This window comes from Kribbella sp. NPDC031520 (genome assembly GCF_055580825.1).
Genome location: NZ_JBVIKS010000001.1, coordinates 998861 through 1015747, shown reverse-complemented (window position 1 = coordinate 1015747; position 16887 = coordinate 998861). Strand labels below are relative to the sequence as shown.

18 protein-coding genes are annotated in these 16887 nt (G+C 69.8%); 15 read left to right on the top strand and 3 right to left on the bottom strand.

The window, feature by feature from the left end; all coding sequences use genetic code 11:
- Positions 1-3 precede the first annotated feature (3 nt).
- The 8 genes from alr to ACZ5BU_RS05000 are packed head-to-tail and all read left to right on the top strand — an operon-like array spanning position 4 to position 6503.
- A complete protein-coding gene (gene alr / locus ACZ5BU_RS05035) occupies positions 4-1149 on the top strand; it encodes an alanine racemase (protein WP_465695652.1) in 1146 nt (381 codons plus the stop codon).
- A gap of 6 nt (positions 1150-1155) precedes the next feature.
- Entirely contained in the window at positions 1156-2274 is a 1119-nt protein-coding gene (locus ACZ5BU_RS05030; RefSeq protein WP_465695651.1) for an alpha/beta fold hydrolase, read from the top strand.
- Positions 2271-3197, top strand: coding sequence for a tRNA (adenosine(37)-N6)-threonylcarbamoyltransferase complex ATPase subunit type 1 TsaE (gene tsaE / locus ACZ5BU_RS05025; RefSeq protein ID WP_465695649.1), 927 nt, complete (start codon positions 2271-2273; stop codon positions 3195-3197). Before ACZ5BU_RS05030 ends, tsaE begins: the two co-directional genes overlap by 4 nt.
- Position 3198: 1 nt before the next feature.
- On the top strand, positions 3199-3858 hold the full coding sequence (tsaB, locus tag ACZ5BU_RS05020) for a tRNA (adenosine(37)-N6)-threonylcarbamoyltransferase complex dimerization subunit type 1 TsaB (RefSeq protein ID WP_465695647.1): 660 nt from the start codon (positions 3199-3201) through the stop codon (positions 3856-3858).
- Positions 3855-4307, top strand: a complete 453-nt coding sequence (locus ACZ5BU_RS05015) for a GNAT family N-acetyltransferase (RefSeq protein ID WP_465695645.1) — start codon at positions 3855-3857, stop codon at positions 4305-4307. Before tsaB ends, ACZ5BU_RS05015 begins: the two co-directional genes overlap by 4 nt.
- Positions 4304-5356 (top strand): tRNA (adenosine(37)-N6)-threonylcarbamoyltransferase complex transferase subunit TsaD, encoded by a 1053-nt coding sequence (gene tsaD, locus ACZ5BU_RS05010; RefSeq protein WP_465695643.1) that lies wholly within the window; start codon positions 4304-4306, stop codon positions 5354-5356. Before ACZ5BU_RS05015 ends, tsaD begins: the two co-directional genes overlap by 4 nt.
- Positions 5353-5799 carry a GNAT family N-acetyltransferase gene (locus tag ACZ5BU_RS05005; RefSeq protein WP_465695642.1) on the top strand — a complete coding sequence of 149 codons (447 nt, stop codon included), beginning with the start codon at positions 5353-5355 and terminating at the stop codon, positions 5797-5799. Before tsaD ends, ACZ5BU_RS05005 begins: the two co-directional genes overlap by 4 nt.
- On the top strand, positions 5796-6503 hold the full coding sequence (locus ACZ5BU_RS05000) for a dienelactone hydrolase family protein (protein ID WP_465695641.1): 708 nt from the start codon (positions 5796-5798) through the stop codon (positions 6501-6503). Before ACZ5BU_RS05005 ends, ACZ5BU_RS05000 begins: the two co-directional genes overlap by 4 nt.
- Before the next feature lie 175 nt (positions 6504-6678).
- Here ACZ5BU_RS05000 and ACZ5BU_RS04995 read toward each other — a convergent pair whose 3' ends face one another.
- Positions 6679-7455, bottom strand: a complete 777-nt coding sequence (locus tag ACZ5BU_RS04995; protein WP_465695639.1) for an AraC family transcriptional regulator — start codon at positions 7453-7455, stop codon at positions 6679-6681.
- A 54-nt stretch (positions 7456-7509) separates the two neighbouring features.
- Between ACZ5BU_RS04995 and ACZ5BU_RS04990 the strand changes: the two genes are divergently transcribed.
- Positions 7510-8466, top strand: a complete 957-nt coding sequence (locus ACZ5BU_RS04990) for a zinc-binding dehydrogenase (RefSeq protein ID WP_465695637.1) — start codon at positions 7510-7512, stop codon at positions 8464-8466.
- Here ACZ5BU_RS04990 and ACZ5BU_RS04985 read toward each other — a convergent pair.
- Both ACZ5BU_RS04985 and ACZ5BU_RS04980 read right to left on the bottom strand, forming a co-directional pair.
- Entirely contained in the window at positions 8424-9593 is a 1170-nt protein-coding gene (locus ACZ5BU_RS04985) for a class I SAM-dependent methyltransferase (protein WP_465695636.1), read from the bottom strand. The two genes, ACZ5BU_RS04990 and ACZ5BU_RS04985, sit on opposite strands and share 43 nt — an antisense overlap.
- A gap of 9 nt (positions 9594-9602) precedes the next feature.
- Positions 9603-10184, bottom strand: a complete 582-nt coding sequence (locus ACZ5BU_RS04980; RefSeq protein ID WP_465695635.1) for a peptidoglycan-binding domain-containing protein — start codon at positions 10182-10184, stop codon at positions 9603-9605.
- Between the two features lie 214 nt (positions 10185-10398).
- Between ACZ5BU_RS04980 and groES the strand changes: the two genes are divergently transcribed.
- From groES to guaB, 6 genes are all read left to right on the top strand, one after another.
- Positions 10399-10695 carry a co-chaperone GroES gene (gene groES / locus ACZ5BU_RS04975; protein ID WP_133782216.1) on the top strand — a complete coding sequence of 99 codons (297 nt, stop codon included), beginning with the start codon at positions 10399-10401 and terminating at the stop codon, positions 10693-10695.
- A gap of 123 nt (positions 10696-10818) precedes the next feature.
- Complete coding sequence (gene groL / locus ACZ5BU_RS04970; RefSeq protein WP_465695633.1) at positions 10819-12438, top strand: chaperonin GroEL; 1620 nt, start codon at positions 10819-10821, stop codon at positions 12436-12438.
- Positions 12439-12558: 120 nt separating this feature from the next.
- Positions 12559-13023, top strand: coding sequence for a GNAT family N-acetyltransferase (locus tag ACZ5BU_RS04965; RefSeq protein ID WP_465695632.1), 465 nt, complete (start codon positions 12559-12561; stop codon positions 13021-13023).
- A 57-nt stretch (positions 13024-13080) separates the two neighbouring features.
- Entirely contained in the window at positions 13081-13758 is a 678-nt protein-coding gene (shbA, locus tag ACZ5BU_RS04960) for an RNA polymerase sigma factor ShbA (protein WP_465695631.1), read from the top strand.
- On the top strand, positions 13751-15214 hold the full coding sequence (locus ACZ5BU_RS04955) for a hypothetical protein (protein WP_465695629.1): 1464 nt from the start codon (positions 13751-13753) through the stop codon (positions 15212-15214). Before shbA ends, ACZ5BU_RS04955 begins: the two co-directional genes overlap by 8 nt.
- 134 nt (positions 15215-15348) lie before the next feature.
- Positions 15349-16863: an IMP dehydrogenase gene (guaB, locus tag ACZ5BU_RS04950; protein WP_465695627.1), complete on the top strand. Its 1515-nt coding sequence runs from the start codon at positions 15349-15351 to the stop codon at positions 16861-16863.
- The last annotated feature ends 24 nt before the right edge of the window (positions 16864-16887 follow it).

Below are 16887 nucleotides of genomic sequence, written 5' to 3'. Positions count from 1 at the left end.
ACCATGTCTACTCTCCAGTCACCCCCGGTCCGTGCTGAGGCGGTCGTCGATCTGGCGGCGATTCGTCACAACGTCAGCACGTTGCGTGCACGCGCCGCCGGGGCGCAGCTGATGACCGTGGTGAAGGCCGACGGGTACGGGCACGGCATGATCCCGGTCGCGAAGGCGGCCCGGGAGGCGGGCGCCGACTGGATCGGGGCCGCGGTGCTCGAGGAGGCGCTCGGACTGCGGGCCGCCGGTGACACCGGGCCGATCTTCTGCTGGCTGACCACGCCGGGTGAGCCGCTGGCCGACGCGATCGAGGCCGGCATCGACCTGTCCGCGGGCGCACCGTGGGAGATCGACGAGCTGGCGGCCGCGGCACAGGACCGCCCGGCGCGGGTGCACCTCAAGATCGACACCGGGATGTCGCGCGGCGGCGCCGTACCGGAGGAGTGGCCGGCGTTGATCCGGGCCGCGGTCCGCGAGCAGGCGACCGGGCGGATCGAGATCAAGGGCATTTGGTCGCACCTGGCCTCGTCGGACGAGCCGAAGAGCCCGGTCAACGAGACCCAGCTGGCCACGTTCACCGAGGCGATCGAGGTGGCCGAGTCGTTCGGGATCGACGCCGAGTTCAAGCATCTCGCGAACTCCGGCGCCACCCTCGCGCTGCCCGAGACGCACTTCGACCTGGTCCGGCCCGGCGTCGCGACGTACGGGCTCTCGCCGTTCGGGCATGCGTTGCCGTCGGCCGAGCTCGGGCTGATCCCGGCGATGACGCTGAAGGCCCGGCTCGCGATGGTGAAGCGGGTGCCCGCGGGCGCCGGCGTCTCGTACGGGCTGACCTGGACCGCGCCGCGTCCGTCGACGCTCGGCCTGATCCCGCTCGGGTACGGTGACGGCCTGCCCCGGCACGCCTCGAACGGCGGACCGGTCCAAGCCGGCGGACGCCGCCGTACGATCGTCGGCCGGATCTGCATGGACCAGTGCGTGCTGAACCTGGAGGACGACGAGGCCGCCGCGGGTGACGAGGTCGTGCTGTTCGGCCCGGGTACGGCGGGCGAACCGACCGCTGACGACTGGGCCGACGCGGCCGGCACCATCAACTACGAGATCGTCACCCGCCTGGGCGTACGGATTCCGCGCAGGTACATCGACAGCGAAAGGTAGATCGGCATGTCCAAGGCAGGGCGGACTGCCGGTCTGATCGGGGCCGCGGTCGGAGTGCTGGCCGCGGGAGCAGCGGCCGGCGTGGCGGTCGAGCGTACGGTCATCGGCCGCCGGTCGGGTCAGCGCAAGCAGCTCGAGGCGGAGCCGTTCGGTTCCGAGCGCGGTACGCCGTACATCTTCACCGCCGACGACGGTGTCGAGCTGTACGTCGAGGTCGACGAGCTGAAGCGTTCGCGCCGCCCGGCACCACCGCCGAGGCGCCGGCTCGGCCGGAAGCTGCCCCTGCCGCCCGAAGACCTGACCGTCGTCTTCACGCATGGGTACGGGCTGAACCTCGACCTCTGGCACTTCGAACGCCGCGACCTGGCAGGTATCGGGAAGATGGTGTTCTACGACCACCGCTCGCACGGACGGTCCGGCCGTTCACCGAAGGAACACGTCAGCATCGACCAGCTCGGCAGGGACCTGTACGGGATCGTCGAGCGGTTCGCGCCGACCGGCCCGGTGATCCTGATCGGGCACTCGATGGGCGGTATGACGATCATGGCGCTGGCCGAGCAGCACCCGGAACTGTTCGGCGACCGGATCATCGGCGTCGGCCTGTGTTCGACCAGTGCGGGTGGGCTGGACGACGTACCGATCCTGTTCCCGGGCAGGCTCGGGATGCTGGCACGGGCGCTGGCGACGCCGACCGTCGCCGCGCTGGCCCGGATCCCGGAGGTGGTCGAGCGCAGCCGGAAGGCGGGTTCCGACCTCAGCTACCTGCTGACCCGGAAGTACTCGTTCGGCTCCGAGGTGCCGCCGGCGTTCACCGAGTTCGTCAACGAGATGATCGCGGCGACGCCGATCGAGGTGATCGCGGAGTTCTACCCGATCTTCGCGCTGCACGACAAGTACGACGCCCTGGAGCCGCTGCAGAAGGTCGAGTGCGTGGTGATCGGCGGCGACAAGGACGCGCTGACCCCGTTCGACCATGCCGAGGAGATCGTCCGCCGGGTCCCCGGCGCCGAACTCGTCGAGGTGAAGAACTGCGGCCACCTCGGCCTGATCGAGCACCACCGTGAGTTCACCGCCGCCCTCCTTGGGATGATCGAGCGAGCCGAACAATCCCTAGGACCCCAATGACCGACCTGCACGTCGTCGACGCCACTCAGGAGCACGTCGACGACATCGTGAACGTGATCCACCACGCCTTCTCGGCGCGGCGGGTGCTCGACCCGCCGTCCGACCAGCTGTCCGAGAACGCGGCGACCGTCGGCGCCGCGATCGCCGAGCACGGCGGGCTGCTGGTGCTCAGCGACGGCGTCCCGCTCGGCGCGATGCTGTTCGAGCAGGACGGGGACGTACTGCACCTGCGCCGCGTCTCGGTGGACCCGCGGCACCAGACCCGTGGCGTCGCGTCCGCGATGGTCGGCTGCGCCGAGGAGGTCGCCGTACGGCGTGGGTTCAACCGGGTGAACCTGATCGCGCGGGTCGAGCTGCCGGACACCGTCGAGTTCTGGCGGCGCCGTGGGTACTCCGTCGTCGACCGGCAGGCGCACAACCTGATCTACGCGAAGGCGCTCCCGATCGAGCTGACGGTGCCGACCGCGGACGACATGCAGGCGATCGGCGAGGAACTGGCGGGCCAGTTGCGCGCCGGCGACGTACTGGTCCTGTCGGGCGATCTCGGTGCCGGGAAGACCACGTTCACGCAGGGCCTCGGCGCGGGGCTGAAGGTGCGGGGCGCGATCACCTCGCCGACGTTCGTGATCTCACGGGTGCATCCGTCGCTGGCCGGCGGTCCTGCGCTGGTGCACGTCGACGCGTACCGGATCGGTGGTTTCGCCGAGCTGGACGACCTCGACCTGGACGCGAGCCTGGAGGACGCCGTCACCGTGGTCGAGTGGGGTCACGGCCTGGCCGAGGGGCTCGCGCCGGACCGGCTCGACGTCGTCGTGACCCGGGGCGACGACGACACGGACGAGACGCGCGCGCTGCGGATCACGCCGGTCGGCCCGCGGTGGGCGGCGTCCGGCGTACGGGTTTCGGTACTGGAGAAGAACTGACATGTTGCTTGCCTTCGACACCTCCAGTGCTGCCGTCACTGTCGCGCTGGCCACGCCGACCGGGGAGATCCTCGCCTCGTCCACGACCGTGGACGCGCTCCGGCACGGCGAGCTGCTCGCGCCCGCGATCGCAGCGGCGCTGGAGACCGCGGGTGTAACGCCGCGGGACCTGACCGGGATCGCGGTCGGCGTCGGACCGGGTCCGTTCACCGGGCTGCGGGTCGGGTTGGTGACCGCGCGGACGATGGGCGAAGTACTCGGGATCGAGGTCTCCGGGGTCTGCAGCCTCGACATCCTCGCGCGGCAGTCGACCCTGACGCTGCCCGTCGCGGTCGCCACGGACGCGCGCCGCAAGGAGATCTACTGGGCCCTGTACGACGGCCCCGCCGCCGACGGCAGCCGTCGCCGCCTGGAAGGCCCCGCGGTCGACAAGCCGGCCGACGTCGCACACGTCCTCTCCGGCCTACCAGTCATCGGCCGAGGCGCAGTGCTGTACGGCGAGGCGCTGGGCGTGGCTGCTGACGACGTCACGGAGTACCCGTCGGCCGAGGTGCTGGCGACGGGGGTGGCGACGCGAACGCTCGAGGTCGTGGCGCCGGAGCCGTTGTATCTGCGGCGGCCGGACGTGACGATGTCCGCCGGGCCGAAGAGTGTGCTGTGAGACCTGCCATCCGGGCTGCTGTCGCCGACGACCTGCCGGCGCTGGTCGCGCTGGACGCGGTGTGCTTCGGGGCCGAGGCGTGGAGCGAGATCGCCTGGCTGGACGAGTTCGAGCGGTTGTCCGAGGACCGGGTGGTGCTGGTCGCGGACGAGGGTGGTGCCGTCGTTGGCTACGTCGTACTGCTGCTGCCTCCCGTCGCGCTTGATGTGGTCGAGGTGCTGCGGATCGCGGTGGCTCCGGACGAGCGCCGTACGGGGATCGGTGGGCAGCTGATGACGGTCGCCCTGGAACGTTGTGCCGGCCGGACAGTCCTCCTGGAAGTTGCCTCAGGCAATCAGTCTGCCCGCGCGCTGTACGCGGGCTTCGGCTTCGAGGAGATCAGCCGGCGGCGCGGGTACTACGCCGGCGGCGAGGATGCGGTGATCATGCGGTGGCGGGAGGACACGTGAAGGAAGAACCCCTGATTCTGGGGATCGAGACGTCGTGCGACGAGACCGGGGTCGGGATCGTCCGCGGGCAGACGTTGCTCGCGGACGCGATCGCGTCCAGCGTCGAGGAGCACGCACGGTTCGGTGGCGTGGTCCCCGAGGTGGCGAGCCGGGCGCATCTCGAGGCGATGGTGCCGACGATCCGCCGCGCCTGTGAGACCGCCGGGATCAAGCCGGCCGACGTGGACGCGGTCGCGGTCACCAGCGGTCCCGGTCTGGCCGGTGCCCTGCTCGTCGGTGTCGCCGCCGCGAAGGGCCTCGCGCTGTCGCTGGGCAAGCCGATCTACGGCGTGAACCACCTCGCCGCGCACGTCGCCGTCGACACCCTGGAGCACGGCGACCTGCCGAAGGGCTGTGTCGCGATGTTGGTGTCCGGCGGGCACTCGTCGCTGCTCGCCGTGGAGGACATCACCGACGGCGTCGTGCCGATGGGAAGCACTATCGACGACGCGGCGGGTGAGGCGTTCGACAAGGTCGCTCGGGTGCTCGGGCTGCCGTTCCCGGGCGGTCCGTGGATCGACAAGGCGGCCCGTGACGGCGGCGACCGGCTGTACGTGACGTTCCCGCGCGGGCTGACCTCGCAGCGGGACCTCGAGCGGCACCGGTTCGACTTCTCGTTCTCCGGGCTGAAGACCGCGGTCGCGCGCTGGGTCGAGGCCAAGCGGCGCGACGGCGAGGACGTACCGGTGAACCATGTCGCGGCCGCGTTCCAGGAGGCGGTCTGCGACGTACTGACCCGGAAGGCGATCGACGCCTGCAAGGACCGCGGCTTCGAGCACCTGCTGATCGGCGGCGGCGTCGCGGCGAACTCGCGGCTCCGGGCGATGGCCGAGGAGCGGGCGAACGCGGCGGGGATCGCCGTCCGGGTGCCGCGGCCGGGACTCTGTACGGACAACGGCGCGATGGTCGCCGCGCTCGGCTCGGAACTCGTCCGCGCCGGCCGCGCACCGTCGCCGCTGGATCTCCCCGCCGACTCCTCGATGCCGATCACGGAGGTACTCAACAAATGAAGTGGACCGGGCCGGACGGCTTCGAGGCGGACGACGACGCCGAGCGCATCGATGTCGCCGTGGTGCAAGGCTTCCTGAGTACGTCGTACTGGGCGGCCGGCATCCCGCGGGACGTCGTCGAGCGGGCGATCGCCGGTTCGCTGAACCTCGGGGTGTACGCCGCGGACGGTGCGATGGTCGCGTACGCGCGGATGGTGACGGACAGGGCCACGTTCGCGTGGCTGGCGGACGTGTTCGTGGTGGAGTCGCACCGCGGGCACGGCCTCGGGCGGTTCGTCGTATCGACGCTGCTGGAGCACCCGGATCTGAAGGGTCTGCGGCAGGTATTGCTGGCGACGGCCGACGCGCACGAGCTCTACCGTTCGTACGGTTTCACCGAGACGCCGCCGGGCCGGATGATGGCGATCCGCAAGGATCCGGCCGAGCTGTACGCACGGCGGTGAGACGTCCGGGTGTCGACCTCGTCCGGCACCCGGCGGGGGCCCGCACGTTGGTGCTGCTCGCGCACGGCGGCGAGGAACGTTCGCAGGCCGCGCCACACCTGTGGCGGCCGGCGCTGCTGCGGATGTGGCCGTTCGCGGCGGCCGCGCGTACGGCGGCACCGGAGGCCGCGATCGGGTTCGCCCGGTATCGCTTCCGCGGCTGGAACGACGAAAGCGACGCGGCCGTCGATCTTCGTACGGTGCTGAACCAGGTGCCGTTCGAGCGGGTGTTGCTGATCGGGCACTCGATGGGCGGGCGCGCGGTGGTGGCGGCCGGCGATCACCCGCTGGTGGCGGGCGTACTGGCGCTGGCGCCGTGGCTGCCGGCAGGCGAGCCGCTCGTTGCACTACGGCCGCCGGTGACGTTCGTGCACGGCGCCGACGACACGATCACGGATCCGGCTGGTACGACGGCGTACGCGGAGCGGCTGCGGGCGACCGGAGTGCCGGTGACGACGTACTCGCTGGCCGGGGAAGGGCACGCGATGCTGCGCCGGCCGAGGGAGTGGGATCGGCTGGTCGGGGAGTTCGTCCGCGGCGACGCTCCCCGTGGTGGTGAGTTGCCACCGGCCGGCGCTCAGGTGGCGCGCGCCGTGGGTGACATTGCTCTGGCACGGCTCCGACTGCCGGTGAAGGTACGGTGGCGTGCAGAGGCCTGGGGGTGATGCGCACCGCTTGCTCCCCAGGCGAACGGTCAGCGGCCAACCGGTTCCGGTTCCAGCTTGGCCGACGTACATGAACGAACGGTGACCGATTAGTGGCGGGCCTCCGGGGAGCGCGGCAACGAGCGCAGCACCTCGCTCGTCGGCAAGTCACCCGGAGACCCGCTCGCAAGATCGATCATATGTTCGAATGTAGGTCGAGCGCAAGTGCGCGGTGCCGGCCGGGGGTGGTGCCGACGATCGCGGCGAAGGCGGCGATGAAGCCGCTCGGGTTCGCCCAGCCGCACGCGTGCGCCACGTACGTCGTGTCGTGGCCGGCGGCGAGCAGGACCAGCGCGTGGTAGATCCGGAGCTGCGTACGCCATTCGTAGTACGTCATGCCGAGCTCGTTGCGGATCAGCCGGCTGAGGGTGCGGGCACCGGCTCCGGCCTGGCGGCCGAGGTCGGCGAGGGGCGTGTTGTCCGCCGGGTTCTCGTGCAGGTGCTGACCGATCGCGCGCAGGCGGTCGTCCTGCGGTTCGGGGAGTTGCAGCGGTTGCTCGGTCGCTTCGTCGAGCTCGTCGACGAGCACCCGGTGGAGGCGGGCGCGGGCCGTCGTCTCGAGCTCGCGGCTGGTCAGCGCGAGCAGGACCTCGCGGGCGAGACCGGACGCCAGGAAGACCGCCGGGCGATCGGGCAGGCGCCGGGACAGCGCGGATGACAGGAAGACGATCCGCATGTCGGTCTCGCCGTGCGCGCGGTGGTGGTGGGTGGTGCCGGCCGGCGTCCAGGCGACGCGGTTGGCCGGGACGATCGACGTACGCCGGCCGGTGTGGACGGACAGTACGCCGCGGGCGGCGTACACGAGATGTCCCTCGTCGTGGGTGTGGACCGGGCTGATGCCGCCGGAGTCCCACTGGTGGGCGCCCGCGGACGGGAAGAGCTTCGATCGGACAGGTTGGCGGCCAACGGGCATAGCTTGGCATTCTATCGGTGGTCGGCCAGCGCGTCCGGCGGCGAGAGTGGACGCATGACGACGATGCGTGCGGCGGTGTGTGTACGGGCGGGCGGCCCGGAGGTGCTGGAGATTCGGGAGTTGCCGGTGCCGGTGGTTCGGGACGGATGGAGCCTGGTCCGGGTGTACGGCGCCGGGCTGAACCGGTCGGAGCTGCGCACCCGGCAGGGGCATTCGCCGTCGGTGGTGTTTCCACGGGTGCTCGGGATCGAGTGTGTCGGCGTGGTCGAGGTCTCGACGGATCCCGCCGTACCGGAGGGGACGACAGTTGCGGCGGTGATGGGCGAGATGGGCCGCGCGTACGACGGTGGGTACGCGGAGTACGCGTTGTTGCCCAACGCAACGTTGATGCCGCTCGACTCGAAGTTGCCATGGGAGGTGCTGGCCGCGTTGCCCGAGACGTACCTGACCGCCCAGGGTTCGCTGGACGCCCTGGGGATCGAGCGCGGTGGGCGGTTGCTGATCCGCGGCGGTACGTCGTCCGTCGGGATGGCCGCGGCCGCGATCGCAGCCGGACACGGCGTGGAGACCGCGGTGACCACGCGACAGGCACGGAAGGCCGCGGGGCTCACGGCCGACCACGTGCTGGTCGACGGATCCGTGCTCGACGTCTGGCCAGACGGACCGGACTACGTACTCGATCTGGTCGGCGCGCGGACGGCGGTGGATTCGCTACAGGTCGTACGGCGCGGTGGAACGGTCTGCGTGGCGGGATCGCTCAGCGGCTGGCTGATCGAGGCGTTCGAGCCGATCGCGATGATCCCGACCGGGACCCGGCTGACCGCCTTCCACAGCGAGACGATGCGGGGACGGTCCGACGTACTGCAGCGGATCGTCGACGAGGTCGAGGCCGGCGTCTACCGGCCGAACGTCGATCGCGTGTTCAGGCTGGACGCGATCGCGGCGGCGCACAGCTACATGGAGGACGATCAGGCGACCGGCAAGGTGGTCGTCACCCTGCGGCAGGAGTAGGCGACCGCGTCCCGGCCGATCCGCGTGACGATCAAGGTCGCGTTCGCTGAGCCCTTCGGCGCGAGCTTCTTGCGTAGCTGCGCCGGGTCGAGGTCGACCCCACGCTTCTTGATCTCCAACGTCCCGATGCCTCGCGTACGCACCCAGGAACGCAACGCCTTCTCCTTGTAGGGCAGTTCTTCCAGCACCTCGTACGAAGACGCCAGTGGAGTCGGGACGTACGTCGCTGACGTCACATAAGCAATGCGTGGATCCAGCAGCCACCCGTCGACCGCCGCGGCGACCGCGGTGACGAGACCGGCCCTGACGACAGCGCCGTCCGGCTCGTAGATGTACTGCCCTACCGGCCCGCTGTCGGCTTCCGGTGCGTCCGTGACGCTGACTCCGCCCGGTAGCAGCGTGGCGCGACGAGAGACACCTGTGAAGAGCTGCCCCGACCAGAGGGCTGCCTCCTTCACCTCGCCGGCGTCGCTGATCCACTCTGCTTCCACGCCATCGGGGATCGCGTCGTGCGGGATGCCCGGCGCGACCTTCACACAGGCGGTCCGCTCGAGCAGACCCGTCACGAACGACCACGGTGGCGAGTAGGCGTTGTGGTCGAACACGCGTCGCCCGTCGGCACGACGAGCCGGGTCCGCGAACACGACGTCGTACGGCGTGAGGTCTGTCGACTCGGCCTCACCTACCAGTACGGCGCCTGGCAGCTCCAGCGCGGACAGGTTGGCGCGGGCGGTGGCTGCTGTCTCTGGATCGCGTTCTACGCCAGTGACCCGTAGTCCGGCGCGTGCTGCGGTGATGAGATCGCCGCCGATACCGCAGCCCAGGTCGACGACACTGGCGCCAGGCAGGGTCGTCGCGAGTCGGTTGGCACGATGGGTGGCGACGGTGGTGCGGGTGGCCTGCTCCAGACCGTCCGGTGTGAAGTACATGCGCTCCGCATCCGGTCCGAACTTGGCTACAGCCCGGTGGCGTAGTGCGGCCTGGGTGACCGCAGCCGTGACGAGCGTTGCGTCGTACTGGCGCCTGAGCTTCTCCACGAGCTGTAGCTCGTTGCCCGGGCGGAACTCGGTGCAGGCCGCGGCCAGCACCTCGGCGCCCGGCCCGTCCAGCAACGCGGTGACAGTCACGCGGCAACTTTAGAGGGGGCTGGAACAGCCCCCGCTCCAGCTGCGGGTTGCCATCGAGTACAGGCGCCAGTTCATCGCGGAGCGGGTCTTGGGACCGTAGATGCCGTCCACCACGAGGTGATGCTTGCTCTGGACCGCCTTGATCGCTGCCCGGGTCTTGCTGCCGTAGATGCCGTCGACGGCGAGTTTGGTGCCGTAGCAGAAGTTCAGGTTGCGCTGGAGGACCAGGATCGCGGTCTCGGGGTCGCCTGTGCGGTTGGATCCGCGGAACGGGTCGTCGCCATACATGAGGTTGCACGTAGTGCTGGAGCTGCCGAGAAGCGACGGCACCGGGATGCCCCAGCTGCGGTTGACCGGTACGAGCCTCGCCGACCTGCACTGCGGTAGCGCGGCTGCTGCCTTCAGCTCGGCCGCGGTCGCGTCGTGAGAGACGGGCTGATCCTTCTGAGGCGTGCTCGGTGCTGCCGCAGGCGCGCCGGACGCAGCGGGGGACTCGTGCTTCGAAGCGTTGGCTGCGACGGCTCCCACAGCGACCGCACCGACCGCCGCGAGCACGGCGATGGTCTTACCGGACAGCTTGGGTAGCCGCATAGCAACATTCTGTACTGGTGCCGTCACCCGGGCCAGTACGTCCGCTGCTGAGATTCCTTTGGCACTCGAGTTGACCGAGTGCTAATCGCGGCCTAGATTCGGTGTTGGCACTCTCGGTGTGAGGGTGCCAGCGGTCCGGCCTCTGACCCCCGCGACGGCAGGGGAGCGCGACCACATGCCACAGACAAGCGAAATCGACCGTGGAGGTCAGCAAGTGTCGGTCACGATCAAGCCGCTCGAGGACCGTGTCCTCGTCGCGCCGCTCGAAGCCGAGCAGACCACGAAGTCCGGTCTGGTGATCCCGGACACCGCCAAGGAGAAGCCGCAGGAGGGCGAGATCCTCGCCGTCGGCCCGGGCCGGATCGACGACAACGGCAACCGCGTCCCGCTGGACGTTTCCGTCGGCGACAAGGTCATCTACTCCAAGTACGGCGGTACCGAGGTCAAGTACGACGGCCAGGACTACCTGATCCTGGGCGCCCGCGACATCCTCGCAGTCGTCAGCAAGTGACGTCCGCCCGCTGTTCCTGACTGACACCGCCCCGGGGCCTCTGGCACCGGGGCGGAGTGGGTCCGGGGCGGAGTGGGTCCGAGCCTGCAACGAGAGATATTCAGAAAAGGACTGGTTTTCTTCATGCCGAAGATCCTCGAGTTCGACGAGAACGCACGGCGCGCGCTGGAGCGCGGCGTCGACAAGCTCGCGAACACGGTGAAGGTGACGCTGGGGCCCAAGGGCCGCTACGTCGTCCTGGACAAGAAGTGGGGCGCCCCGACCATCACCAACGACGGTGTCACCGTCGCCCGTGAGGTCGAGCTGGACGACCCGTTCGAGAACCTTGGTGCGCAACTGGCCAAGGAGGTCGCCACCAAGACCAACGACATTGCCGGTGACGGCACCACCACCGCGACGGTGCTGGCGCAGGCACTGGTGCACGAGGGCCTGCGGGCGGTCGCCGCCGGGGTCAACCCGATGGGCCTGAAGAAGGGCATCGAAGCGGCCATCGAGGCCGTGTCGGCCAAGCTGATCGAGACCGCCCGGCCGGTCGACGACAAGGGCGACATGGCCCACGTCGCCACCATCTCCGCCCGGGACGCCGAGATCGGCACCCTGATCGCGGACGCCTTCGACAAGGTCGGCAAGGACGGTGTGATCACCGTCGAGGAGTCGAACACCTTCGGTACCGAACTCGAGTTCACCGAGGGGATGCAGTTCGACAAGGGCTACATCTCGCCGTACTTCATCACCGACGCCGAGGCCGGCGAAGCGGTGCTGGAGGACCCGTACATCCTGATCCACCAGGGCAAGGTCTCCGCGATCGCGGACCTGCTGCCGCTGCTGGAGAAGGTCGTGCAGTCCGGCAAGGCGCTGCTGATCATCGCCGAGGACGTCGAGGCCGAGGCGCTGTCCACCCTGGTGGTGAACAAGATCCGCGGCAACTTCACCTCGGTCGCCGTCAAGGCGCCGGGCTTCGGTGACCGCCGCAAGGCGATGCTGGAGGACCTGGCCGCGCTCACCGGCGCTCAGGTCGTCGCCCCCGAGGTCGGGCTGAAGCTCGACCAGGTCGGCCTCGAGGTGCTCGGTTCGGCCCGCCGGATCGTCGTCTCCAAGGACAACACGACCGTCGTCGAGGGTTCCGGCAAGGCCGAGGACATCGAGGGCCGGGTCAACCAGATCAAGTCCGAGATCGAGCGCACCGACTCCGACTGGGACCGCGAGAAGCTGCAGGAGCGGCTGGCCAAGCTGGCCGGTGGCGTCTGCGTGATCAAGGTCGGCGCGGCCACCGAGGTCGAGCTGAAGGAGAAGAAGCACCGCATCGAGGACGCCGTGTCGGCGACCCGTGCGGCGATCGAGGAGGGCATCGTCGCCGGTGGCGGCTCCGCCCTGGTGCACGCGGCAGCCGTGCTGGACAAGGGCCTGGACCTGGAGGGTGACGAGCTCGCCGGTGTCCGGATCGTCCGCAAGGCGATCGTCGAGCCGCTGCGCTGGATCGCCGAGAACGGCGGCTACGAGGGGTACGTCGTGACCGCCAAGGTCGCGGAGCTCGAGTCCGGCAGCGGCTTCAACGCCGCCACCGGTGAGTACGGCGACCTGCTGGCCCAGGGCGTGCTGGACCCGGTCAAGGTGACCCGGTCCGCGCTCGCCAACGCCGGCTCGATCGCCGCACTCCTGCTGACCACCGAGACCCTGGTGGTCGACAAGCCCGAGGATGAAGAGCCCGCCGCAGCCGGCCACGGCCACGGCCACGGTCACTGACCCTCAGGGCAGTAGTTCCACAGCACCCCAGCACCGCCCGGCAGCCCCGCTGCCGGGCGGTGCTCTGCATGTACGGTCCCGGCTTTGGGTGTGCGGGGTGGGATCTGGTGGGATGGGTGGGTGCTGATTCGTGAGCGGCGTGACGGCGACCTGGCGGTGTGTGTCGAGCTCTTGCGCTCCGTACACGAACGAGGCGGCTATCCGATCAACTGGCCGGCTGAGCCGGGGCGGTGGTTGACGCCGGAGGATGCGCTGGGGTGCTGGGTTGCGGTCGACGGGGAGCGGGTTCTCGGGCATGTGGTGTTGACTGCTGTCGGGGAGCGGGCTGAGGTGGAACGACTGTTCGTGGATCCGGAGCTGGGCCGGCGGGGGATCGGGCGGGGATTGCTCGAGCATTGCGTCCGTACGGCGGCCGAGCTCGGGCGGGAGTTGTCGCTCGAGGTGGTGGACAACCGCGGGCCCGCGGTACAGCTGTACCGGCGGGCCGGGTGGGCCGAGGCCGGTCGTACGCCGATCGACTGGGGCGGCGAATCCGCCACCGAGCTGATCCGATTTACGGCACCGGCGAACCTGACTCGTCAGTAGTGACAGATTGTGATCAAAACAAGGGTTTGACCATGGTTCTCCACTAGGCAAGGAGAGTTGAGCGCTGTACCGTCTGTCAGGCTGACCGGTCTGAACACGAGGGGGCGAGGGGTGACAGAGGTCAAAGTGCCTGACACCCACGACCGGGTCGAGCTCAGGGATCTTGCCGCGCTGGCCGGCGACGGGGACCGCACAGCTCTCAACGACCTGCTCACGAGGGTGCGCGCTGTGGCGCACCGTTACGTACGGTCCCGTCTGTGGACCTATCCCGGCGGCGCCGACATGGTCGACGACGTCGCGCAAGAGGTTTGTGTCGCGGTGTTCGGCGCGCTCGGCCGGTATCGTGACGAGGGGAGGCCTTTCGAGGCTTTCGTCTACGGCATCGCGGCCCGCAAGGTCGCCGATGCCCAGCGTGCGTTCGCGGTGGCCGACGTCTCGACGCCGGACCTGCCGGACGGCGCGGACGAGTCACCGACGCCGGAGGAACGTGCGGTTCGGCAGTCCGAGGTCCAGCACATCTGGGGCCTGATGGACAAACTGCCGGAGAAGCTGCGCGAGATCCTCCGTCTTCGCGTCGTTGCGGGGATGTCAGCCGAGGAGACCGGCCGGGCACTGGGGATGACACCGGGGGCGGTGAGGGTCGCACAACATCGGGCGTTGAACACGCTCAGGGGGTTTGTGGGGCATGAAGCACAATTGGAACGAGGAGCAGCTGGGGAGGGGCATCATGGCTGACCGTTTCGATCTCGACGCGATCGAGGCCGATGACGCACTGCTCGATCTGCTCGCTGCCGGTGGGGAGTCCGCCCGCGCGGCGGGCGAGCACGACCCGGCCCTCGCGTTGCTGGCCGAGCTACGGCTGGCCGTGGAGGTCGAGGACGAGCTCCCGGTGGAAACCATCGACGATCCGGAGAGTTTCCTGGCCCGGTGCGCCGCACTGAACCCGATCACCGACCCGTTCGCCCGCAAGGTGGCGACGCGTGGTCTGGCGTTCGGGGTCGCCGCGGTCGCCGCGCTGTCGGTCTCCGGGGTGGCAGCGGCGGTCAACGGTGACCCGCTGTCGCCGTACGAGAAGGTCATCGAGAAGATGGTCGACGCGGTCCGCCCGCAGACCAGCTTCCCGAAGGAGGACCTGGACGGCCTGCCCGTGGTCGACCGGTCGAAGATCGTCAAGGTCGGCAAGGACTTCGAGAAGAAGGCGAAGTCCGGGGAGCTCGGGACCGACGACTCGAGCGACGGCCCCGGTGACACGCCGCAGGCGCGGAAGGTCGTCACACCGCCGGCGGTGTACCCGCCGGTCGGGGACAAGCCGCTGGTGACCCAGCTGCTCCCGACGCAGCCGGACAAGACGCAGGAGCCGACCGGCACCAAGTCGACCGAAGAGCCGACGAGCGGCACGACGACGCCGCCGGACACCAAGACGACGGAGCCGCCGCCGACGACGCCGACGGAGCCGCCCGCCACGACTCCGACCGATCCGCCGTCGACGCCGACCGACGATCCGACCAGCACCACCACCACGACGCCGCCGTCGGATCCGACGACGGATCCGACGACACCGCCGGCGGTGGAAACCGGGACCGACAACGGTACGCAGACGGACCCGAGTGCGGGCAACCCGACGTCCGCGCCGGCCGGCGACTCGAACGGTTCGACGGACTCGACCGGCTCGGGTAACGGCGGCGAGACCACAGCGCCGACGGACGGTGGCACCGCCAAGCCGCCGGCCGATGACACGGGCTCGACCACCGGGAGCACCACGGGATCGACCACGCCGGGTGACCAGACGCCGACGGGCGACGCCACGGCGGTCCAGACTGTCGTCGACAACCTGCTCGCGCTGACGCTCGACTCGGTCGCGAACCAGGTCGTGCTGCCGACGCCGACCGGTGAGCCGGCCCAGTCGGCCACCGCCGAGCAGTACGTCGGCAAGCCCGCGCCGGCCGTTCAGCCGGAGGCGGTCAAGGCTGCGAAGGGCAAGTCGGCCGCGGCGAAGCATGCCGGGAAGCACTCGAGCGGCAACGTCAGCACGGGCTCGGTCCGCAAGACGTACGCCAAGGGCAAGCACTCCACGGGCGCCTACCCGGAGGGCAAGCACGCGGCGATCGCCCGGACCCACGGTTCCACCGACGACGTGAGCCTGCTCACCATCCTCAGCATCCTCAACGCATCGATCGACCCGAACAAGTAACAAGGTCCTGTCACCGACCGCCCGCCGCGAGGTTCGTGGCGGGCGGTTGCCTGTGGACGGCGGATTCGGGGCCTGGTAAGGGCGCGGATAGGATGGGGTTCCGTTCTCGCCGTACAAAGGTGCTCGTTTTCCCCATGGACATCACCCCCGCTGGAGTTCCCGACAAGTTCGCCGTCCTCGGCCTCACCTTCGACGACGTCCTGCTGCAGCCGAACGAGTCCGACGTCATCCCGTCCGAGGCGGTCACCCGGTCCCGGGTGAGCCGCAACGTCTGGGTCAACATCCCGCTGGTCTCCAGCGCGATGGACACCGTCACCGAGGCCCGGATGGCGATCGCCATGGCCCGGCAGGGTGGCCTCGGCGTCCTGCACCGCAACCTCTCGCTCGAGGACCAGGCCCAGCAGGTCGACCTGGTCAAGCGTTCCGAGTCCGGGATGATCGCGCAGCCGATCACCATCGGCCCGGACGCCAGCATCGGCGAGGCCGACGCGCTCTGCGGCCAGTACCGGATCTCCGGCGTCCCGGTGGTGGACGACGCGGGGGTCCTGGTCGGCATCGTGACCAACCGTGACATGCGCTTCGAGACCGACCTGACCCGTCCGGTCCGCGAGGTGATGACCAAGCAGCCGCTGATCACCGGCAAGCAGGGCATCGCCGCCGACGACGCGATGGCGCTGCTCAGCAAGCACAAGGTGGAGAAGCTGCCGCTGGTCGACGAGGCCGGCAAGCTCACCGGCCTGATCACGCTGAAGGACTTCGTCAAGCGCGACAAGTTCCCGCTGTCCACCAAGGACGCCACCGGCCGACTGATGGTCGGCGCCGCGATCGGCTTCTTCGGCGAGGCGTACAAGCGGGCCATGACCCTGGTCGAGGCCGGCGTCGACGTGCTGGTCGTCGACACCGCGCACGGGCACTCCAAGGCGCAGATCGAGATCATCCGCAAGCTCAAGGCCGACCCGGCGACCCGCGGCGTGGACATTGTCGGCGGCAACGTCGGCACCCGGGCCGGCGCACAGGCGCTGGTCGACGCGGGCGCCGACGGCGTGAAGGTTGGCGTCGGCCCGGGGTCGATCTGTACGACGCGGGTCGTGTCCGGTGTCGGCGTACCGCAGGTGACCGCGATCTACGAGGCCTCGCTGGCGTGCAAGCCGGCCGGTGTCCCGGTGATCGGCGACGGCGGCCTGCAGTACTCGGGCGACATCGCGAAGGCGCTCGTCGCCGGTGCGGACACGGTCATGCTGGGTTCGCTGCTCGCCGGGTGCGAGGAGTCGCCGGGCGACCTGGTGTTCATCAACGGCAAGCAGTTCAAGGCGTACCGCGGGATGGGTTCGCTCGGTGCGATGTCCTCGTCCGGCGGCCTGCGCAAGTCGTACTCGAAGGACCGCTACTTCCAGCACGACGGCGGGACCGACGAGAAGCTGATCGCCGAGGGCGTCGAGGGCCAGGTGCCGTACCGCGGCCCGCTGTCCGCGGTCGCCCACCAACTGGTCGGCGGCCTGCGCCAGTCGATGTGGTACACCGGCGCCCGCACCATCCCCGAGCTGCAGGAAAACGGCCGCTTCGTCCGCATCACCTCCGCCGGCCTCCAGGAGTCCCACCCCCACGACATCCAAATGACAGTAGAAGCCCCGAACTACTCCGGCCGCTGACACCGTCTGCACCAGAAGAGGAAC